16 protein-coding genes are annotated in these 18,917 nt (G+C 65.1%); 7 read left to right on the forward strand and 9 right to left on the reverse strand.

Going from position 1 to position 18,917, the window contains the following annotated elements; genetic code table 11:
• Positions 1-318: 318 nt before the first annotated feature.
• Together ACLFKU_RS20660 and ACLFKU_RS20665 are read right to left on the reverse strand one after the other, a co-directional pair.
• Positions 319-900 carry a hypothetical protein gene (locus ACLFKU_RS20660; protein WP_410850283.1) on the reverse strand — a complete coding sequence of 194 codons (582 nt, stop codon included), beginning with the start codon at positions 898-900 and terminating at the stop codon, positions 319-321.
• 177 nt (positions 901-1,077) lie between these two features.
• Positions 1,078-1,719, reverse strand: a complete 642-nt coding sequence (locus ACLFKU_RS20665; protein ID WP_368584661.1) for an IMPACT family protein — start codon at positions 1,717-1,719, stop codon at positions 1,078-1,080.
• 114 nt (positions 1,720-1,833) lie between these two features.
• On the opposite strand from ACLFKU_RS20665, the gene ACLFKU_RS20670 reads away from it, so the two are divergent.
• Positions 1,834-2,460 (forward strand): LysE family translocator, encoded by a 627-nt coding sequence (locus ACLFKU_RS20670; RefSeq protein WP_410850284.1) that lies wholly within the window; start codon positions 1,834-1,836, stop codon positions 2,458-2,460.
• Positions 2,461-2,501: 41 nt separating this feature from the next.
• A complete protein-coding gene (locus tag ACLFKU_RS20675; protein ID WP_410850285.1) occupies positions 2,502-3,128 on the forward strand; it encodes a 2-hydroxychromene-2-carboxylate isomerase in 627 nt (208 codons plus the stop codon).
• A gap of 16 nt (positions 3,129-3,144) precedes the next feature.
• Here ACLFKU_RS20675 and ACLFKU_RS20680 read toward each other — a convergent pair whose 3' ends face one another.
• Positions 3,145-3,399, reverse strand: coding sequence for a DUF2866 domain-containing protein (locus ACLFKU_RS20680; protein WP_368584664.1), 255 nt, complete (start codon positions 3,397-3,399; stop codon positions 3,145-3,147).
• A gap of 344 nt (positions 3,400-3,743) precedes the next feature.
• Between ACLFKU_RS20680 and ACLFKU_RS20685 the strand changes: the two genes are divergently transcribed.
• Complete coding sequence (locus ACLFKU_RS20685; RefSeq protein ID WP_410850286.1) at positions 3,744-4,859, forward strand: diguanylate cyclase; 1,116 nt, start codon at positions 3,744-3,746, stop codon at positions 4,857-4,859.
• Positions 4,860-4,892: 33 nt separating this feature from the next.
• On the opposite strand, the gene ACLFKU_RS20690 is transcribed toward ACLFKU_RS20685, so the two are convergent.
• The 3 genes from ACLFKU_RS20690 to ACLFKU_RS20700 all read right to left on the reverse strand — a co-directional run bounded on the left by ACLFKU_RS20690 (position 4,893) and on the right by ACLFKU_RS20700 (position 8,946).
• Positions 4,893-6,632 carry a peptidoglycan D,D-transpeptidase FtsI family protein gene (locus ACLFKU_RS20690; RefSeq protein WP_410850287.1) on the reverse strand — a complete coding sequence of 580 codons (1,740 nt, stop codon included), beginning with the start codon at positions 6,630-6,632 and terminating at the stop codon, positions 4,893-4,895.
• A gap of 323 nt (positions 6,633-6,955) precedes the next feature.
• The gene (locus ACLFKU_RS20695; RefSeq protein WP_410850288.1) at positions 6,956-8,497 is read right to left on the reverse strand and encodes a methyl-accepting chemotaxis protein; all 1,542 of its coding nucleotides are present in this window, start codon (positions 8,495-8,497) and stop codon (positions 6,956-6,958) included.
• Between the two features lie 218 nt (positions 8,498-8,715).
• Entirely contained in the window at positions 8,716-8,946 is a 231-nt protein-coding gene (locus ACLFKU_RS20700; RefSeq protein ID WP_410850289.1) for a hypothetical protein, read from the reverse strand.
• Between the two features lie 102 nt (positions 8,947-9,048).
• On the opposite strand from ACLFKU_RS20700, the gene aepX reads away from it, so the two are divergent.
• From aepX to ACLFKU_RS20715, 3 genes are read left to right on the forward strand one after another with little or no spacing between them, the layout of a single operon-like run.
• Complete coding sequence (gene aepX / locus ACLFKU_RS20705; protein WP_410850290.1) at positions 9,049-10,776, forward strand: phosphoenolpyruvate mutase; 1,728 nt, start codon at positions 9,049-9,051, stop codon at positions 10,774-10,776.
• Positions 10,773-11,936 (forward strand): phosphonopyruvate decarboxylase, encoded by a 1,164-nt coding sequence (aepY, locus tag ACLFKU_RS20710; RefSeq protein ID WP_410850291.1) that lies wholly within the window; start codon positions 10,773-10,775, stop codon positions 11,934-11,936. The genes aepX and aepY overlap by 4 nt, the downstream gene beginning before the upstream one ends.
• Before the next feature lie 23 nt (positions 11,937-11,959).
• Positions 11,960-13,027, forward strand: a complete 1,068-nt coding sequence (locus ACLFKU_RS20715; protein ID WP_410850292.1) for a 2-aminoethylphosphonate aminotransferase — start codon at positions 11,960-11,962, stop codon at positions 13,025-13,027.
• Between the two features lie 22 nt (positions 13,028-13,049).
• On the opposite strand, the gene ACLFKU_RS20720 is transcribed toward ACLFKU_RS20715, so the two are convergent.
• Complete coding sequence (locus ACLFKU_RS20720) at positions 13,050-13,190, reverse strand: hypothetical protein (RefSeq protein ID WP_167335679.1); 141 nt, start codon at positions 13,188-13,190, stop codon at positions 13,050-13,052.
• 139 nt (positions 13,191-13,329) lie between these two features.
• Positions 13,330-14,037 (reverse strand): PIG-L deacetylase family protein, encoded by a 708-nt coding sequence (locus ACLFKU_RS20725; RefSeq protein ID WP_368584670.1) that lies wholly within the window; start codon positions 14,035-14,037, stop codon positions 13,330-13,332.
• 389 nt (positions 14,038-14,426) lie between these two features.
• Here ACLFKU_RS20725 and ACLFKU_RS20730 point away from each other — a divergent pair, with 389 nt between their 5' ends.
• On the forward strand, positions 14,427-16,070 hold the full coding sequence (locus ACLFKU_RS20730; protein WP_410850293.1) for a fatty acid--CoA ligase: 1,644 nt from the start codon (positions 14,427-14,429) through the stop codon (positions 16,068-16,070).
• A gap of 51 nt (positions 16,071-16,121) precedes the next feature.
• Here ACLFKU_RS20730 and ACLFKU_RS20735 read toward each other — a convergent pair whose 3' ends face one another.
• Complete coding sequence (locus ACLFKU_RS20735) at positions 16,122-18,872, reverse strand: LuxR C-terminal-related transcriptional regulator (RefSeq protein ID WP_410850294.1); 2,751 nt, start codon at positions 18,870-18,872, stop codon at positions 16,122-16,124.
• Positions 18,873-18,917: the final 45 nt, after the last annotated feature.

The raw sequence follows: 18,917 nt of genomic DNA on the forward strand, positions 1-18,917 counted from the left end.
GGCAGACTGGCGATGTCTCTCGCCATACCGAAAGATGCCAGGCCGGTCTGACACTATCTCATCTTAACGAGGACACGGAGAGTTTCCTGAAGGCGGCGTAGCCCGGCACCCGAGCAACCCGCGATTGGACTATGCAACACATCTTATGCGACTTGCGACTTTAGGTAGCGGCAGGCTCATAGGGCGGACCACAGTAATGCGGTAACCAACCCGCGGATATCAGTGTGACCCACCGTCGAGACGTACTGCTACGTCGCCCTCAGGAAATTCAGATGTACCCAGACCGAGAACCGATCGCGATTGACACGGAAAGTCATATCAGTTCACCGCCTTGACGAAGCCAGGATCGCCGATCAACGTATCGACGCTGAGCTTGACCGTGTCTTCGATCGCGATCGTGTTGCTGGTGAATTTCGGCGACTTCTGCTTCACGGTGCGCGTGGTCGTGTACACGACCTTCTGGGTCGCCGCATCGACGACCACGTAGTGCATTTTCAGCGTCCACAGCGCCGGCGAGCGCTTATCGTCCACCGTAAAGGCTTCGATGCTGCCGCTGAGCACGCGCTTGTTGTCGTCGATACGGAAACCGGCCACTCGCAGGCTGTTCGCGACGCCATTGCGCACGACGAGGCTGACCTCGTCCTTCAGCACGAGCCCGGTCATCCCGGTGTTTTCGATGCGGTTCGGGGACAGACGACCGTCGCGCGCGGGCAGATACGCGAAGTCGCTTGCAGGGGCGACGCTCAGCGAGCCGGTGCCGTGGGTCTTCGGGTGCGTCGCGCTGGCGCTGCTATTCAGGCCGAACCACGACCACGAGCACGCGGACAGCAGCGTGGGCAGCAGCACGGCGCCGCAGCCCTTGAGCACAACGGATTTCAACGGCGAACGCGCAGCAGCCATGCGGGAGAAAGCGGCGGTCGAAGTCAGAGGAGTTGCCCTTTTAAGTGGAGTCAGCCCGGTGAAGAACAGCATGGTAGCAGCGAAGCTTGCGTCTGGCTGGCTAGCCCGGCCATCATAACGGGCCGCGATAGCGATGGACATCGGGACAACGCCCGAAGGGCGTTCGACCACAGCCGCTCAGAAAAAGCCCGCCTTGCCCTGCGTGATGTCGGTCAGCGTTGCCTTGGCGCCGTCGAAAGCATTGGCGGGCACGCGCATCGTCATCTTCACCAGCATGCCGTAGGCGCTGTCCACCAGCGGATAGCCTTCGGCGTCCATCCATCGACGGACTTTGGCTTCGTCTGCATAGCTGACTTCGACGCCCAGCGAAACCTGGGCAATCCTCTCGACGCGCGGCGCGTCGAGCAGCGCGGACGCGATCGCATCGGTGTACGCGCGCACCAGACCGCCAGCGCCGAGCTTCACACCGCCGTAATAGCGCACGACGGCCGCGAGCACGCCATCCAGATCGTGATGCCGCAGCACTTCGAGAATCGGCCGACCGGCGGTGCCGGACGGTTCGCCGTCGTCGGACATGCCGGATTGGCCGCCCGCGAGCAGCGCCCAGCACACGTGCGTCGCGGCCGGATGTTCGTCGCGCAGACGCTGCAATTCGGCCATCGCGGCATCGCGATCGGCGACCGGGAGCGCATACGCGATGAAGCGGCTCTTGCGAATCTCGAGTTCCGCGCTCAGCGGCGCGGGCAGGGTATAGGTGGGCAAGGCGGAAACGTCGGTGGATGAAAAGAAGCACGCGGTACGCGCCGCGATGTCCGACATGGTAACGGATCGTCCAGGCGAGCGAGGCGCCGCGGGCAGGTTCGCGGCTTCGACTACAATGGTCCGCTGAACCCGCGCCCATCATTTCGATGCCGCGCATCGCGAGGAGACGACATGCTTGATCTATCCACGTTGGGGACTTTCGTTGCCGTCGTACTCGGGCTCTTTCTGATTCCAGGCCCGGCCGTGCTGCTGGTTTTGACGCGCACCATGCAAGGTGGACGCAAGGCCGGCATTCTGACCGGTCTCGGCATTGCAGCCGGCGATTTCGTGCATACGCTGGGCGCCGCGATCGGCCTCTCCGCGCTGCTGATGACATCCGCGCTCGCGTTCAATGCGGTGAAATTCGTCGGTGCCGCATACCTCGTCTATCTGGGCATTCGCGCGTTGCGCGAAAAGCATGCGAGTGCGCATCTGCCGGTCGTCGCGCCGGTGTCGGGTTCGAAGGCGTTCTTGCAGGCGATTCCCGCCGAAGTGCTGAACCCGAAAACCGCGCTGTTTTTCCTCGCGTTTCTGCCGCAATTCGTTCGCCCCGAACATGGCTCTACCTTCCTGCAGTTCGCGACCCTCGGGCTGATTTTCGTTGCCATGAGCGCGCTTTATACGACGCTGATCGTTCTGACGATCCGGCCGCTGGGCAAACTCGTGAAGCGTTTGACGTGGTTGACGCGTTGGCAGAATAAGCTCATCGGCGTGCTGTTCATTTCGCTCGGCCTGCGCGTGGCGGTGCAAACACGCTGAGTGCGGATGCGCGAGTGGCACGCACGATTCGGGAGACAGCGATGAATGAAGATCCAACCTCGTCGGCGCGCGCGATCGAGTTCTGGTTCGACTTCGGCAGCAACTACAGCTATCTGAGCATGATGCGGATCGAAGCGTTGGCGGCCGCGCGCAACGTGACGATCGTCTGGCGGCCGTTTCTGCTCGGCCCGGTATTTCGCCAGCTCGGGTTCGAGAACTCGCCCTTCGTATTGCAGAAAGAAAAAGGCGCATACGTGTGGAAAGACATGGAGCGTCAATGCCGCAAATACGGCCTTGCGCTCACGCGTCCCAGCACGTTTCCGCGCGCGGCGCTTCTCGCGATGCGCATCGCGCTGCTGGGTGCGAACGAGCCGTGGATCGGTGCCTGGCGCCAGATCATGCGGTTGAATTTCGCCGACGACCGCGACATCGGCTCGGTCGACGTCGTCAGCGAAGCGCTCGACTCGCTTGGCTTACCCGTGCAGAGCGTGATCGACGCCGCGCAAAGCGACGCGAACAAGCTCCGCTTGCGCGAGCAGACCGAACGGGCCATCGGCAAGGGCATCTTCGGTGCGCCGACGTTTTTTGCCGGCGGCGAGATGTTCTGGGGGAACGACAGGCTGGAGGACGCGTTGGACTACTGCGACGCGATCGCGGCGCGCCATTGAACGTCGAACGGAGCGCTCAATCAGCCTGCTGACAGAAGCGCCGGCCCGGTACATGTGAGACCACGGCCTGGGCGATTTCGAGTGGAGTACTTTCGGCGGGAACGACGCGACGGCTCGATTCGGGCTCGTGCTTCATCGTCCATTCGACGAGCCGGTATGAGCGGCCCCAAGGCTGTTGCAGCGGATCGGAGACCTTGCAGGAATGAATCTGGCGAGTCCACTGATGGTCGGGCATCGCACGCAGGTGTTCGACTACCATCTCTTCAACCATGATTTACCTCCTTCTTCTTGTGCGCGGGACCATGCTCGGCCGCGTTTTTGGCACCCTTCAAGAAAAAACGCCGCCGATGTTCTGGCGGCTCAACAGGGGATGAAGTACATACTTGCAGCGAACTATTAAGCGAAACTTAAGAACCGCAATCATTACGCAAACGGACCTCGCAGCGTGTAAGCGAGTGCAAGCGAATGCAAGCGAGAGTTGACAACAGTGGACGCGCACGCTCCCATGCTGGCCGAAGCGTCGCGAGCCTGCCCTCAAGACCCCGGCGGATCGGCCGTTATCAGTAGAGTTGGGGCGTCGACCCCGTTCGCCTTCAGGGCCGCCTTGCTGATACCGTGACGAAACCCGCCCAATCGCCGCTTTCCGAGCGTCTTCGCTCGCTCGTCGACACCGTGCAGTACAACGAGCGCACGTTGCGGCGCTTCCAGAACGTCGAGTTGCGTTTGATCGGCGCGCAGGATTTCGCGTCGTTTCTCGATACGTTGTTCAGCCATCTGCCGCGCGAATTCGCTCTCGCGAACGTGGTGCTGTGGCTCGACGACCGCGCGCCGATGCTGCTCGAACTGCTCGAGCCGGGCAACCTGCAAGCGCTCGATCATGCGCAGCTGAAGACGTCGCGCGAGGGCGGTCTCATCGCGCGGTCTCTGTGCGAGGACGATCGGCCGTGGCTCGGCCGCCCTGGCGAGATCGACGACGACGCGCGCCGCGCGTTGTTCGGCGCCGTGCCGGCCCAGGTGCCGGCCAGCGCGATCCTGCTGCCGCTCGCCGCGGGCAAGAGCGTCAGCGGCTATCTATGCCTCGGCAGCGACGACCCCGCGCGCTTCGTCGCCGGCATGGCCACCGACATCCTGGAGCGCTTCGCAAGCATCGTCACCGCGAGTCTCGACAACGTCGCGCATCGCGAGCGGCTCAAGCAGCTCGGCATGACCGATGCGCTGACCGGCCTCGCGAATCGCCGCTATTTCGACGAGCGGCTGCGCGAGGAGTTGATGCGCGCGGTCCGTTATCGCGCGCCGGTCGCGTGCCTGTTCATCGATATCGACGGTTTCAAACGCATCAACGATAGCCATGGCCATCAGATCGGCGACCGCGCGCTCGCCGCGGTGGCGGCCTGCGTGCGACAGCAGGTGCGGCTTGGCGACACCGTCGCGCGCTATGGCGGCGAGGAGTTCGCCGCGCTGGTGCAAGGCGATCTCAGCGACGCGCTGACCGTCGCCGAGCGCGTGCGGCTGGCGGTCGAGAATCTCGATGTGCGCGACGCGCACGGCGAGCGCATCGAGTTGTCGGTGTCGATCGGCGTGGCTGCGCGCGTGGTCGCGGGCAGCCCGGCCGACGCGATGTCGCTCGGTCAGGCGATGATGGACGAGGCCGATCGCGCGATGTATCAGGCCAAGCGCAACGGCCGCAATCGCATCGAGGCGCACGCCGATGCGCTCGATGAGCAGGGCTGATCGAGCGACGCCAACCCCAACACCAACTGCGCATCACACCCCGGCCGCATCCGGCGGCACCCCGAGCAGCTGCAATGCGCCGCCCATCACGCCGCTGAACACCGGTCCGGCGACCGTGCCGCCATAGAACGCCTTGCCGGCCGGGTCGTCGATCATCACGGCGACGATCAGGTGCGGATCGCTCATCGGCGCCATCCCGACGAACAGCGCGCGGTAGCGATTCGGCGCGTAGCCCGCGCCGATCTGCTTGCGCGCGGTGCCGGTCTTGCCGCCGACGCGATAACCCGCCACGCTCGCGGCGCGCCCGGTGCCGCCTGCGCCCGTGGCCATTTCGAGCATGTTGCGGATCGCGCGCGCGGTGGCGGGCGTCGTGACCGGTTCGCTGCGAGCGGCGAACGACGTCGGGTCGTTCGCATCGAGGGGCTCGCGCAGCAGGCTCACGCGCCGCAGGGAGCCGTCGCCGGCATAGGCGGTGTAGACCTGTGCGATTTGCAGCAGCGACACCGACAGCCCGTAGCCATACGCCATCGTGGCCTGCTCGATCGGGCGCCAGCGGCTGTACGGCCGCAGCTTGCCGGCGGCCACGCCGGGGAAGGGCAGCTCGGGCTTCATGCCAAGACCGTATTGCTGGTATTTGGTCCAGATCGTTTCGGCCGGCAGGTTCAGCGCGAGCTTCGCGAGCGCGATATTGCTCGACTTCTGCACCGCCTCGGCGACCGTCATCGCGCCGTGATTCGACGTGTCGTGAATCACGGCCGGACCGATCCGATACCAGCCTGGCGCGGTATCGATGATGCTTTGCGGCCGCACCTTGCCTTCGTCGATCGATAGCGCGACGACGAGCGGCTTGATCGTCGAGCCCGGCTCGAACGTGTCGATCACCGCGCGGTTGCGCAGTTGCCGGCCGGACAGGTGCGTGCGGTCGTTCGGATCGAAGCTCGGGTAGTTGGCGAGCGCGAGGATTTCGCCGTTGCGCGCATCGAGCACAACCACGCTGCCCGCTTCGGCGCGATGCTCCGCGATCGCGGCTTTGAGTTGCGTGTACGCGAGTTGCTGGATACGCCGGTCGATCGTCAGCTGGATCGTCGCGCCGTTGCGTGCGGGCACGAGCGGCCGCGTCTCCGAGATCACGCGGCCGAGCCGGTCGCGGATCACTTCACGCTCGCCCGGCACGCCTTGCAGTTGCGCGTCGGCGGAGAGCTCGACGCCTTCCTGGCCGTGGTCCTCGATGTCGGTAAACCCGACCACGTGCGCGGCCGACTCTCCTTCGGGATAAAAGCGTTTGGTGTCGGCGACCTGCGTGATGCCGGCGAGCCCGAGGCGCGACAGATGCTCGGCGGTGTCGGCATCGACCTGGCGCTTGAGCAGCACGAAGCTGCGCTCGCCGTTCAGACGCCGGCGCAGTTCCGCGGGCGGCAGATCGAGCAGCTTCGTGAGCGGCGCGAACGCGCTTTCGTCGACGAGCTTCGGCGTGGCCCAGATTTCGTACGTCGCGAGACTGACCGCGAGCATCGAACCATTGCGATCGACGATCCGGCCGCGCGTCGCGTCGAGTTCGAGCAGGCGCTGATAGCGCTTCTGCCCCTGGTCGACGTAGAAGTCCTGATTTACGACCTGCACCCAGAACGCACGGGCTGCGAGCGTCGCGAACGCGGCGAACACCAGCAGCACGATGAACTTCGAGCGCCACGCGGGCAGCCGCGCATCGAGCAGCGGGTTCTTCGCGGCTAACGCATAGGGATCGGGTGACGGAGGTTTTTTCTGGCGGATCATGGCGGCGGGCAGCGGACGTTACGTACCTTCGATTGAACAGGGCCGCCAAAACCACGCGGCTTGGCGGTAAGGACTATCGCTGGGCCGAGTGTAAACAAAACGTAATTTAAATGCGAGGAGTGTGAAAGAAGCGGCGTTTGGCTTCGAGCAACCGCGAGCCGAGCCGAAGCTCAAAAACGAACAGCCGCGCGGACTTGCAAAATCCGCGCGGCTGATTCGTTCGATCGATGCGTCGACTCCGACGCGGCGTGTTGATGAGGCGCTCCCCGCCTGTGGAGCGCCTTCTTCTTATGCGCGCCCGTCGCGGGCGCGGCGCGGGAGCGTCAAGCCGGCAACGCGAAACTCGCAATCGCGTCGCGCAACACGCCGACCTGGTCCTTCAGCGAATGCGCGGCGGCCGCGGCCTCTTCGACCAGTGCCGCATTCTGCTGCGTGACCTGGTCCATCTCGCCGACCGCGCGATTGACCTGCTCGATGCCCGCGCTCTGCTCGCGCGACGCGTGGCTGATTTCTTCGAGAATTTCGTTGACGCGCCGCACCGACTGCACGATCTCGCCCATCGTCGCGCCCGCGTTCGCGACCAGCGACGCGCCGGTCTCGACGGTATCGGTCGAAGTTTCGATCAGTGCCTTGATCTCCTTGGCGGCGGTCGCCGAGCGCTGCGCGAGGCTGCGCACTTCGGCCGCGACCACCGCGAAGCCGCGGCCCTGTTCGCCGGCGCGGGCCGCTTCCACGGCCGCGTTCAGCGCGAGGATATTGGTCTGGAACGCAATGCCGTCGATCACGCCGATGATGTCGCCGATCTGCCGCGAGCTCGCGGTAATCTCGCCCATCGTGCGCACCACGTCGTCGACGACGCGGCTGCCGCGCGTCGCGACGCTCGCGGCGTCGCTCGCGAGTTGCGCGGCCTGGCTTGCGCTGTCCGCGTTCTGCTTCACGTTGACCGTCATCTGATCCATGCTCGACGCGGTTTGCACGAGCGCGGCCGCCTGCTCCTCGGTGCGCTGCGACAGGTCGGTGTTGCCCGCGGCGATTTCGTTCGCGCCGACGTTGATGTTCTCGGTGCCCTGGCGCACGCGCGAGACCGTGTCGACGAGTCCCGCCTGCATCGTGCGCAGCGCATGCAGCAGGCTGCCGTTGTCGTGCGGCGCGATCGGCACCGGCGTCGCGAGGTTGCCTTGCGCCATCAGCCGCGCATGCTTGACCGCCACTTCGAGTTCGCCGCCGAGCGAGCGGCGGATGCTGCGCAGCACGACCAGCATCACAGCCGTGGAGAGCGCGCCGAGTGCGACCGTGATCGCGAGCCAGCGCAGCAGATTGCGGTAGAACGCGCTTTGCACGTCGTCCATATACATGCCGGTCACGAGGTACCAGTCCCATGGCGCGAAGTGCATCGAGTAGCTGGTCTTCGCGACCGGCTGCTCGCTGCCCGGTTTGGCCCACAGATAGTCGACGAAGCCGCCGCCGTCGTGATTGCCCGCGTTGACGATATCAACGAACAGATGATTGCCGGCCGGATCGGTGAACTGCGCGAGGTTCTTGCCGATCAGTTCGGGCTTGAACGGATGCATCAGCATGACCGGCTGCGAGTCGTTGATCGACAGGTAGCCGTCCTTGCCGTAGCGCATCGCGCCGAGCGTCGCCAGCGCCTGTTTTTTCGCGTCATCCTCGGACAGCGCATGCTGCTGCGCGAGCGTGTAGTAATGGGCGGTGACGTGGTTCGCCTCTTCGATCAGCGAGCGCAATTGCTCGCGTCGGTCCGAGATCATCGACGCGCGGTTCTGCCACGCGCCGAACGCGCCGATCAGGATCAGGCCAACCCACAGCACGGCGATCATCGACGTCAGTTTTCGGTTCAGAGTCATAGCGAGGGAAATGTACGTTGTTGCCAGTAGGTCTAGTGGTTTGCGGTCGGATGCCGCTCGCTGTGTTAACGGCGGGAAATCTTGTTAGTCGAGGCAGGGGAAACCCGCTGTCTTACATCGCTATTCATCTGATTAATAAGCGGATTTATTGGTTTTTTAGCGGCGCATGCGCGCGCCTAATTCGAAAAAGACATTTGCGCAATATTCGGGAATTTGAATTAACCGGCGATTTTTCGATAAGGCACAGCGATTGAAAAATGCGCACGAAAATCGACGTAAAAACGGCCGCCACGAGGTGCCGGATAAGCTGTGGAGCCAAATCCAGCAGGGTTCGCGTCAACATTCCACAAAACGCCAATCAAATGCAGGAATCCCATTAAATGACGGCGCATGCAAAAAAACGACACATTTTTCCACTTAAGCGCAACCACGAAAAACCGCTCAGACATTCAAAAGACTCGCGATAAAAAATTCCACTATAGTCGCCCTTTTCCGATTGCCAGCCGGGCATAGAAGAACGTCAATCAGCCCGCCACCAGGAGTCCCGAAGAATGAATGCACGCGAACCCGCTTTCGTTTCCCAGTCCCGCAGCGCGCGCCTGCGCCAGATGCTCGTCAGCAGTGAACTCGAATTCATGATGGAGGCGCACAACGGCCTGTCCGCGCGCATCGTTCGCGAAGCCGGGTTCAAGGCGATCTGGGGCTCGGGTCTCGCGATCTCCGCGCAGTTCGGCGTGCGCGACAACAACGAGGCGAGCTGGACCCAGGTGGTCGATACGCTCGAATTCATGGCCGACGCGAGCGATCTGCCGATCCTGCTCGACGGCGACACCGGCTACGGTAACTTCAACAACGTGCGCCGCCTCGTGCGCAAGCTCGAACAGCGCGGCATCGCCGGCGTATGCATCGAGGACAAGCAGTTTCCGAAGACCAACAGCTTCATCAATGGAGAGGCTCAGCCGCTTGCCGATATCGACGAATTCTGCGGCAAGATCAAGGCCGGCAAGGACTCGCAGAACGACGAGCATTTCTCGATCGTCGCGCGCGTCGAGGCGCTGATCGCGGGCTGGGGCATGGACGAAGCGCTGCGCCGCGCGGAAGCGTATCGAAGGGCCGGCGCCGATGCGATCCTGATTCACAGCAAGCTGTCGCGCCCCGACGAGATTCTCGAATTCGCGCGCGAATGGGCCGGCCGCGCGCCGCTCGTGATCGTGCCGACCAAGTACTACAGCACGCCCACTGAAGTGTTCCGCGAAGCGGGCATCAGCACCGTGATCTGGGCGAACCATCTGATCCGCGCGGCGACCTCGGCGATGCAGGCCGTCGCGAAGGAAATCCATGCGAGCGAGACGCTCGTCAACGTCGAGGACAGCATCGCCGCGGTCAACGAAATCTTCCGTCTGCAGGACGCCGACGAATATTCCGAGGCCGAAGACCGCTATCTGTCGGGCGGCCGCGCGGCCGGCTCGGCCGTCGTGCTCGCCGCGAGCCGCGGCAAGGGCCTCGAAGCGGTGACCGGGGAGCGTCCGAAGGTGATGCTGCCGATCGCCGGCAAACCGCTGCTGCGCTGGCTCGTCGATGCGTTCAAGAAGCAGGGCGTCAACGACATCACCGTGGTCGGCGGCTATCGCGCCGACGCGATCGATACCGCGGGCATCCGCCTCGTCGTCAACGAGCAGCACGCGCAGACCGGCGAGCTCGCGTCGCTCGCATGCGCACTCGATAAACTGACCGGCGATACCGTCATTTCGTACGGCGACCTGCTGTTTCGCAGCTACATCCTGCGCGATCTCGTCGAAAGCGAGGCCGCCTTCAGCGTGGTCGTCGATTCGTCGCTGACCGATACGGAGAACGCGAGCGTGCGCGATTTCGCGTGGTGCTCGGCCGCCGACGATCGTGGTCTGTTCGGCAACAGGATCGTGCTGCGGCATGTCGCGAGCGGGCCGGAGCAGTCGTCGGCGGCAAGCGCCGCGCAAGTGCCGCACGGCCGCTGGGTGGGTCTGCTGAATGTGCGCGGCGCGGGCCTCGAACGCCTGCAAGCGGTGATGCGCGAGTTGCAGACGCGCGGCGATTTCGCGTCGCTCGACATGCCCGCGCTGCTGAACGCGCTGATCGAAGCGGGCGAGTCGATCGAGGTGCAATACGTGCACGGCCACTGGCGCGGCGTCAACGATCTCGACGATTTCCGCCGCGCGGGCGACTTTGCGCACGCGCAGGTGCCGTTCGCGACGGCCGTCGGCGGCGCAACGGCGAACGATGCACACGGAGGCGCGCAATGATCGAAGCAGCACAGTTCGTCGAGGCGGCGCGCGAGCGCGGTTTCGACTGGTATGCGGGCGTGCCGTGCTCGTATCTGACGCCGTTCATCAACTACGTGCTGCAGGACGAATCGCTGCACTACGTGTCGGCGGCCAACGAGGGCGACGCGGTCGCGCTGATCGCCGGCGTCACGCTCGGCGCGAAGAGCGGCCGGCGCGGCATCACGATGATGCAGAACTCCGGGCTCGGCAACGCGGTCAGCCCGCTGACGTCGCTGACGTGGACTTTCCGTCTGCCGCAACTGCTGATCGTCACGTGGCGCGGCCAGCCCGGCGTTGCCGACGAGCCGCAGCATGCGCTGATGGGCCCGATCACGCCGGCGATGCTCGACACGATGGAAATTCCGTGGGAGACGTTCCCGACCGAGGCGGACGCGATCGGCCCGGCGCTCGATCGCGCGATCGCGCACATGGACGCCACCGGCCGTCCGTACGCGCTCGTGATGCAGAAGGGCAGCGTCGCGCCGTATGAACTGAAGGACGGCGGCGCGCCCGCGCGGCGCACGCCGGTCGAGCCGCGCGCTCAGTTCCGCGGTGTCGCCGCGAACGAACTCGCAACGCGCCACGACGCGCTGCAAAAGGTCATCGCGCATACGCCGCTCGACTCGACGGTGGTGCTCGCGTCGACCGGCTTTTGCGGCCGCGAACTCTATGCGATCGACGATCGCGCGAACCAGTTGTACATGGTCGGCTCGATGGGCTGCGTGACGCCGTTCGCGCTCGGCCTCGCGCTCGCGCGCCCCGACCTGCGCGTGGTCGCGCTCGACGGCGACGGCGCCGCGCTGATGCGCATGGGCGTGTTCGCGACGCTCGGCGCGTACGGACCGTCGAACCTCACGCACGTGCTGCTCGATAACGGCGCGCACGATTCGACCGGCGGCCAGGCGACGGTGTCGTCGCAGGTGTCGTTCGCTGGTGTCGCGGCCGCATGCGGTTACGCGTCGGCGGTCGAGAGCGACGATCCGGCCGTCATCGACGAGCTGTTCGCGGCGCCGCCGCTCGGCGGCCCTCGCTTCGCGCGCCTGACGATCCGCCGCGGCACGCCCGACGGCCTGCCGCGCCCGACCATTACGCCGCCCGATGTGAAGACGCGCCTGATGCGCCACATCGGCGCGATCTGAACCCGTACCAAATAGGAGCGCCCATGCTGCTGCTCAATCCCGGCCCGGTGACGCTCACCGAACGTGTCCGCAACAGCCTGTTGCAGACGGATCTGTGCCATCGCGAGAGCGAATTCTTCGATTTGCAGGAAGAGGCGCGCACGCGTCTCGTCGACGTGTACGGGCTCGACCCGAACGAATGGCAGGCAGTGCTGATGACCGGTTCCGGCACGGCCGCCGTCGAAAGCATGACGGCCGCGCTGGTGCCGCAGAACGGCAAGCTGCTGGTCGTCGAGAACGGCGTGTATGGCGAGCGCATCGCGCAGATCGCCGCGCAATACGGCATCGCGCACGAAGCGCTGAAACACGACTGGATGGCCGCGCCCGATCTCGCGAAGATCGCCGAACGTCTCGACGCCGACAAGTCGTTCACGCACGTCGCGGTGATTCATCATGAAACGACCACGGGCCGTCTGAACGACATCGCGGCGCTCGGCGCGTTGTGCCGCGAGCGCGGCCTGCGTTTGCTGGTGGACGGTGTCAGCAGCTTCGGCGCCGAAGCGATCGATTTCGCGGACGCGAGCCTCGACGCGCTCGCGGCGACCGCCAACAAGTGCCTGCATGGCGTGCCGGGCGCGTCGTTCGTGCTGGTGCGTCGTGCGGCGCTCGCACGCGCGGCGAGCCGCACGTACTACCTCGATCTTGCGCGGCTCGCGCGTTTGCAGGATCAGCGCAACACGCCGTTTACGCCTTCGGTGCACGCGTATTACGCGCTGGTCGAGGCGCTGCGCGAGCTCGCCGACGAAGGCGGCTGGCGCGCGCGTCATGCGCGCTATGCGGCGCTTGCCGAGCAGGTGCGCGCGGGGCTGGCCGCGCGCGGCATCGGCAGTGTGTTGCCGGCCGGGGAGTCGTCGGTGGTGTTGCGCGCGTACCGCTTGCCCAACGGTATCGCGTATCCGCAACTGCACGACGCGCTGAAGGCGCGCGGCTTCGTGATCTATGCGGGGCAGGGCGGGCTGTCGGCGGAGCTGTTCCGCATCTCGACGATGGGCAACATCCACGCGGCCGATATCGACCGCCTGCTGCAGGGCTTCAGCGACTTGGCAGGCTGACGCTGCGTCGAGCGCGGCTCGCTTATACCGGGTCTTTGTCCGGCGGCCCGTCGGGCCGCTGCGGCTCCTCGACATGATGCCCCGGCGACGGCGGCACCAGCGGGTCGGCTTCCGGGTCGCGGTTCGGATCGGCGTTCGGGTCGGGAATCGGGCTGGTATGCATGTCGTAGCTCATTGCGTCACCCTTGTGGTTGAAATGCGCGGGTCCGGCGTGGGCGGTTGTTACCGCCGATGCCCGCCGCCGCGTCGGTTATCTGTCTTCAAGCGTAGGCGCTCGCCGCGCTTCCTGCTCGTTCCTTTTGCTATTTTCTCGGGCGCTTGCGGCCGACGCTGAGCTGCCAGTAGCGCTCGGTCGCGAACACGTCTTCGTAATTGCCGGGGCCGAACGCCCGCAACTGGCTCGCGTACGCGTTGACCGCTTCGCGTTTCAGATGCGCGCGGCGCTGCACGTCGATCGTGTGGCCCGCGCTCGGCGTCGCCGGCGTAGCGACGATGCCGCGCTGCGCGAGATCGGCGAGCCGCGCCTGCACCGCGCCCGGTGTGAGCCGGTGAATCGCTTCCTCGTAACCGAACCAGTCCAGATGCGTGAGGCGCGGCAGGATTTCGCAGCACGCTTCGAATACCCGCGCATGATCCTCGTGATGCAGGCCGAGCGGCATCAGCAGCGTGTTGGCGGTCGTGCGGTAAATCGTTTCCTCCAGCGCCGCCGCCATCTGGCTGATCGACGGCGAGTCGGCGTACTGGCTGTCGCGAAACGGCATGCGCAGCGGAATCGCGTCGAGCACTTCGAGCGCGCGGTTGTCTTCGACCGTGCGTTCGCGGACCGCTTCATGGGCGTTCGCGAAGCCCGCTTTCTGGTCCCACTCGGTATGCATGTCGTGTTCGGGCGGCGCGGCGAACACGGTGCAGACGGCGGCGTCGGGATGGGCTGCGAGCAATGCGCCGCAACTGAACACGGCGTCGTCGAAATGGGGCGAGACGATGAAAAGGCGTGGAGTGGTTTCGCTCATGGGCTTGCGTCTGGGGGTTCGAGGCGGGGCGGATGAGGCGTCGAGGCCATCGGTCGTCATGGCGCCGCACGTGAAAAAAATGTGGCGTCACCTCAGCTTAGGCCTAATCGGCGCGGCTTGCGCGCGAAACTTGCAGCGCGCAAATCACGTGCCTGAAGTTCGCGGACGAAGGTCTCAATCGGTCCATCCAGCGACGGTCGCGGCTTTTCGGCTCGTCGTGCGTCGCTGTAGTGGCCTTTGGAGCGCACGTGTTTTGTGTAGTTCGCGAATTCTCCGAACACTGTCCTCCCGCCTCCCCCGTTCAGGGGATTGTTCCCCCGCGCAGCCGCGCCGATCATTGGCCCATTCGGGAAGGCCATCCATCCAGTTCAGGACTCAAGGAGACTCAGATGCGCGACAACGCCACGGCCGACGCGCCCTCGGCCTACGCCTATCCATTGCTGATCAAGCAGTTGCTGCACACGCCGTTCGTTCAGGCGCCGGACCAGCAGATCGTGTATCGCGGACAGCTTCGCATGACCTATACGACGCTGCGCGAGCGCATCGCGCGGCTCGCCAATGGACTGTCGCGGCTCGGCGCGCGGCACGGCAGCACGGTCGCGGTGATGGACTGGGACAGTCATCGTTACCTCGAATGCTATTTCGCGGTGCCGATGATGGGCGCGGTGCTGCAGACGGTCAACGTGCGCCTGTCGCCGGAGGAGATCGCTTACACGATCAACCATGCCGGCGCGGAGATCCTGTTCGTCCACAGCGATTTTCTGCCGCTCGTCGAAGCGATCAGGGGACAGCTCGAAACGGTGCGCACCTTCGTCTGGATCGACGAGGAAGGCAGCGAAGTCGCTACCCATACGATTCCGTTCTCGGCGGAATACGAAGCGATGCTCGAAGAAAGTTCGGATCACTATGAGTTCCCCGACTTCGACGAGAACACGCGTGCGACGACCTTTTACACGACTGGCACGACCGGCTTGCCCAAGGGCGTCTACTTTTCGCATCGGCAGCTGGTGCTGCACACGATCACCGGAATGGCGGCGTTGGCGAGCCCCGAATCCGGGCAGCGCTTTCACCGCGGCGATGTCTACATGCCGCTCACGCCGATGTTTCACGTGCACGCCTGGGGCATGCCCTACATCGCCACCGTGCTCGGCGTGAAGCAGGTCTACCCGGGCCGCTACCTGCCGGACCGGCTCGTGAAGCTGGTGCGCGACGAAGGCGTGACGTTCTCGCACTGCGTGAGCACGATCCTGCACATGATGCTCGGCTGTGAACAGGCGCGCTCCGTCGACTTCAGCAAGTGGAAGATCGTGATCGGCGGCGGTGCGCTCACGCACGGACTCGCGCGTGCCGCGCTCGAGCGCGGCATCGACATCTTTGCCGGCTACGGCATGTCCGAAACGTGTCCGTTGCTGAGTCTCGCGCAACTGCCGCCGGGTGCCGAGGCGCTCGACGCGGAACAGCAGTTGCGCCTGCGCTGCACGACCGGGCGGCCGGTTCCGCTCGTCGATCTGCGCATCGTCGACCAAGGCATGGAGGAGGCGGCTCACGACGGCAGCGCGTACGGAGAAATCGTCGTGCGCGCGCCGTGGCTCACGCAAGGCTATCTGAACAACCCCGAAGCGTCGGTGCAGCTGTGGAGCGGCGGCTACCTGCACACGCAGGACATCGCGACGATCAGCCCGATCGGCAGCATCCAGATCACCGACCGACTGAAGGACGTGATCAAGTCGGGCGGCGAATGGATTTCATCGCTGGAAATCGAGAGCCTGATTTCGCTGTACCCGGGCGTATCGGAAGTGGCGGTCATCGGCATCAGCGACGAGAAATGGGGCGAGCGGCCGGTCGCGCTGGTGGTGCTCAGCGAAGGCGCCGCGGTCAGCGAGGACGACATCAAGCGTCACGTGCTGACGTTCAGTGAGTCGGGACGAATCTCGAAGTATGCGGTGCCGCAGATCGTCAGGTTCGTCGACGCGCTCGAAAAGACCAGCGTCGGCAAGCTGAACAAGAAGTGGTTGCGCGCGCAGTTCGCCTGATGGATCGCAACGCTTCAAAAGCCTTGGCGCAATGGCTGGCGCGATAGCGCCTCATTGGCCGTTGCGCAGCAGTCCCAGCGCTTGCGCGCGCGACACCGCATGCGCGCGCTTGTCGACCGCGAGCTTCACGAAAATACTTTTCACGTGCGATTTGACGGTCTCGGGCGCAATGCCGAGACTGCGCGCGATTTCCTTATTCGACTGCCCCTGCGCGATCAGCCCGACGATTTCGCTTTCGCGCGCGCTCAGCGCTTCGCGTTCGGCGTCGCGCTGCGCATGGCTGCGGGGCTGATAAAGAGCACGCCAGCCGTCCCAAAGACGGTCGATGTAATGCGCCGCGTCCTTCGTTCGCACGGGGTTCCCCGCGACGCTGCGGCTATCGTCGCGCATCGCCTGCAGCAGCGAACCGATGCCGGCGCCCTGGTCGAGAATCGACTGATAAATGCCGGCCGGCGCGGCGACTTCGACGACCTCGCCGAACGCCTCGATCGCCTCGCTCAACCGGCCCGCGCTCATCCACGCGAGCGCGAGCGTGGTGCGCAAGCGCAATGCCAGGTAGTCGCCGTGACGGCTCTCCGCGCTGCGCCGTGCCGCGTTCAGATGGTCGACGGCCTCGCTCGTGCGGCCCCGCGCCATCGCCAGGCAGCCCGCGGCGAGTGCGCGATAGTTGTCGATTTCCGCCGACACGGGTGTCGACGATTGCGGGTCGCGTGCCGGGAGTCCGTCGAGTTGATGAACACATGCGGCGGCTTCGGTCATTCTTCCTTCGGCGATATGCAGCCGAGTGCGTTCGACGAACCCCGCGGCGACCAGACGCCGCCAGCCTCGCCGATGGCCGAGGTCTTGCGCGTGCTCGAGCAGCGCATAGGCGTGCGCGGTGTTCGCGCGCGCCATCGCGATACGGATCAGCACTCGATACGCGATCAGCACGCTATCGAGCAGCACGGCCGCATCGACGATCGGCATCAGATCGAGCAGCAGCGCTTCGGCTTCGTCGAGGCGGCCCTGCTCGTAGCGGATCTGCGCGAGCATCGGCGCGCACAGCGCGGCGGAGATCGACTGCGGGCCGGAGTAACGCTCGGCCAGATGCATCGACCTGGTGAAATACCGCTCGGCCAGCACGAAGTGCATCTGCTGCATTTCCGCGTGGCCGAGCAGGCACAGCCGGTATGTGGAGGAGAACACGTTGCGCTGGTCGTCCTCGATCGAATCGGGAATCCACGGGGTCGCATACAGCGCTTCGAGGCGGCCAGCCTTCCAGTGCGCGAAACGGATCACGTTGGACAGGACGTTGGCGGTCCACGCGTCGGCCGCTGGATGATCGAGGCAGGCCTGCGCGAGCGACAGCGCGCGTTGCGGATCGTCCTGCAACGCCGCGAGCACCGCTCGGATCGCTTCGCACTCCCAGCGCATGCGCGTGGTTTTGGGGTCTTTGTCGATTGCGGTTTCGCGTTCGAGCGCATCGAGCATCGTCAGCGCGTCGTCGAAGCGCAGTGCCAGCGCCATGCCCCACGTGATCGCGAGCCTGACCTGCAACTGCCCGCGCATCAGGTGCGCGGGGAACTGGCGCTGCCAGCCGAGCAGCGTCAGCAGATCGCCTTTCGTGACGAGCGACATCGCGCAGCGACCCATCAGCGCGATCGCGTCGTCGGTTGCCCCTGCCGCGATCGCGTGGCGCACCGCGTCCGTCCATTGCTGCTGTTGCGCGTACCACCGACAAGCGCGGCGATGCACGTCGGCGACTTCTTTACCGTACCGGGTTTCGAGCCGCTGGCACAGGTAGTCGCGCATCAGATGGTGATAGCGGAACGCGCGTCCCTCGATGTCCAGCGGTTGCAGCAGAAGCTGACGCGCGACGATCGCCTCCAGCATGTGCTGGCTGTCCTCGACGCCCGTCACCGCCGCGCACAGCGATGCACTGAGCCGGTCGAGTATCGACGTGCGCAACATGAAGTCGACCATGTCCGCCGGCAGATGCTTGAGCATGTCTTCGAGGTAGGCGGCGAACGGCCGCGACGCGCCCGATGGCATATCAGCTTCCGCACCGGGGGGACGTTGCTCGCGGGCCAGCACTGAGGCCGAAATGCGCAGCGCCGCGGCCCAGCCCTCGGTGCTCGCGAACAACGACTTGACGGTGGACGGACCCAGGCCCGGACATTCATGTTCGATGAAGCGCTGCGTCTCGTCGAAGCTGAAGCGTAGCGCCGCCGAGTCGATTTCGAGCAGTTCGTTGCTGGCCCGCAAGCGCGCGAGCGGCAGCGCGGAATCGTTCCGCGTGCAGACCACCAGGTGCACCCGCGACGGCATGCGCTCGATGAAGAACGCAACGGCATCGTGAATGACGGGCAGGCCGATCAGGTGATAGTCGTCGATAAACAGATAGACCTGATCATCGACTTCGACGAGTTCGTTGATCAGCGTTGCGACGATCGATTGCGCGGGCACGAGGGACGCCTCGGCCGTCAGGCCGATCGCCGACGCGCCGACATTGCCGCACGCGTGTCGCAAGGCCTGCGCGAGATAGTGCAGGAAGCGGGCGGGCTCGTCGTCCTCGGGGTCGAGCGACAGCCACGCCACGTGAGCGCCGGTGGCGCGCAGCCGCTCGAGCCACACGAGTGCGAGCGACGTCTTGCCGAAGCCCGCGGGCGCCTTGATCACGATGAGCCGTTTGTTTTCGGCCTGGGCCGTCAGAGCGACGAGCCGCGGCCGCTCGATCAAGCCGGATGGCAAGCGCGGCGGCACGAGTTTCGTGGTCAGAAGCAGGGAGGGTTTGCCTCGCGATGTCACGTCGATCTTTTGCATTGGTGGTTACGCAGGCCGGGGGCAACCCTGACGATCCCCCACAGC

The organism is Paraburkholderia sp. EG304 (assembly GCF_046543485.1).
GTDB lineage: Bacteria > Pseudomonadota > Gammaproteobacteria > Burkholderiales > Burkholderiaceae > Paraburkholderia > Paraburkholderia youngii.

Bases quoted from the DNA above. Each gene is read 5' to 3' on its own strand.
- ACLFKU_RS20675 (WP_410850285.1), top strand. From the start codon at position 2,502: ATGAATGAAGATCCAACCTCGTCGGCGCGCGCGATCGAGTTCTGGTTC.
- ACLFKU_RS20690 (WP_410850287.1), bottom strand. From the start codon at position 6,632: ATGATCCGCCAGAAAAAACCTCCGTCACCCGATCCCTATGCGTTAGCC.
- ACLFKU_RS20720 (WP_167335679.1), bottom strand. From the start codon at position 13,190: ATGCATACCAGCCCGATTCCCGACCCGAACGCCGATCCGAACCGCGAC.
- ACLFKU_RS20680 (WP_368584664.1), bottom strand. From the start codon at position 3,399: ATGGTTGAAGAGATGGTAGTCGAACACCTGCGTGCGATGCCCGACCAT.
- ACLFKU_RS20670 (WP_410850284.1), top strand. From the start codon at position 1,834: ATGCTTGATCTATCCACGTTGGGGACTTTCGTTGCCGTCGTACTCGGG.
- ACLFKU_RS20725 (WP_368584670.1), bottom strand. From the start codon at position 14,037: ATGAGCGAAACCACTCCACGCCTTTTCATCGTCTCGCCCCATTTCGAC.
- ACLFKU_RS20695 (WP_410850288.1), bottom strand. From the start codon at position 8,497: ATGACTCTGAACCGAAAACTGACGTCGATGATCGCCGTGCTGTGGGTT.
- ACLFKU_RS20715 (WP_410850292.1), top strand. From the start codon at position 11,960: ATGCTGCTGCTCAATCCCGGCCCGGTGACGCTCACCGAACGTGTCCGC.
- ACLFKU_RS20660 (WP_410850283.1), bottom strand. From the start codon at position 900: ATGGCTGCTGCGCGTTCGCCGTTGAAATCCGTTGTGCTCAAGGGCTGC.
- ACLFKU_RS20700 (WP_410850289.1), bottom strand. From the start codon at position 8,946: ATGTCTGAGCGGTTTTTCGTGGTTGCGCTTAAGTGGAAAAATGTGTCG.
- ACLFKU_RS20735 (WP_410850294.1), bottom strand. From the start codon at position 18,872: ATGCAAAAGATCGACGTGACATCGCGAGGCAAACCCTCCCTGCTTCTG.
- aepY (WP_410850291.1), top strand. From the start codon at position 10,773: ATGATCGAAGCAGCACAGTTCGTCGAGGCGGCGCGCGAGCGCGGTTTC.
- ACLFKU_RS20665 (WP_368584661.1), bottom strand. From the start codon at position 1,719: ATGTCGGACATCGCGGCGCGTACCGCGTGCTTCTTTTCATCCACCGAC.
- aepX (WP_410850290.1), top strand. From the start codon at position 9,049: ATGAATGCACGCGAACCCGCTTTCGTTTCCCAGTCCCGCAGCGCGCGC.
- ACLFKU_RS20730 (WP_410850293.1), top strand. From the start codon at position 14,427: ATGCGCGACAACGCCACGGCCGACGCGCCCTCGGCCTACGCCTATCCA.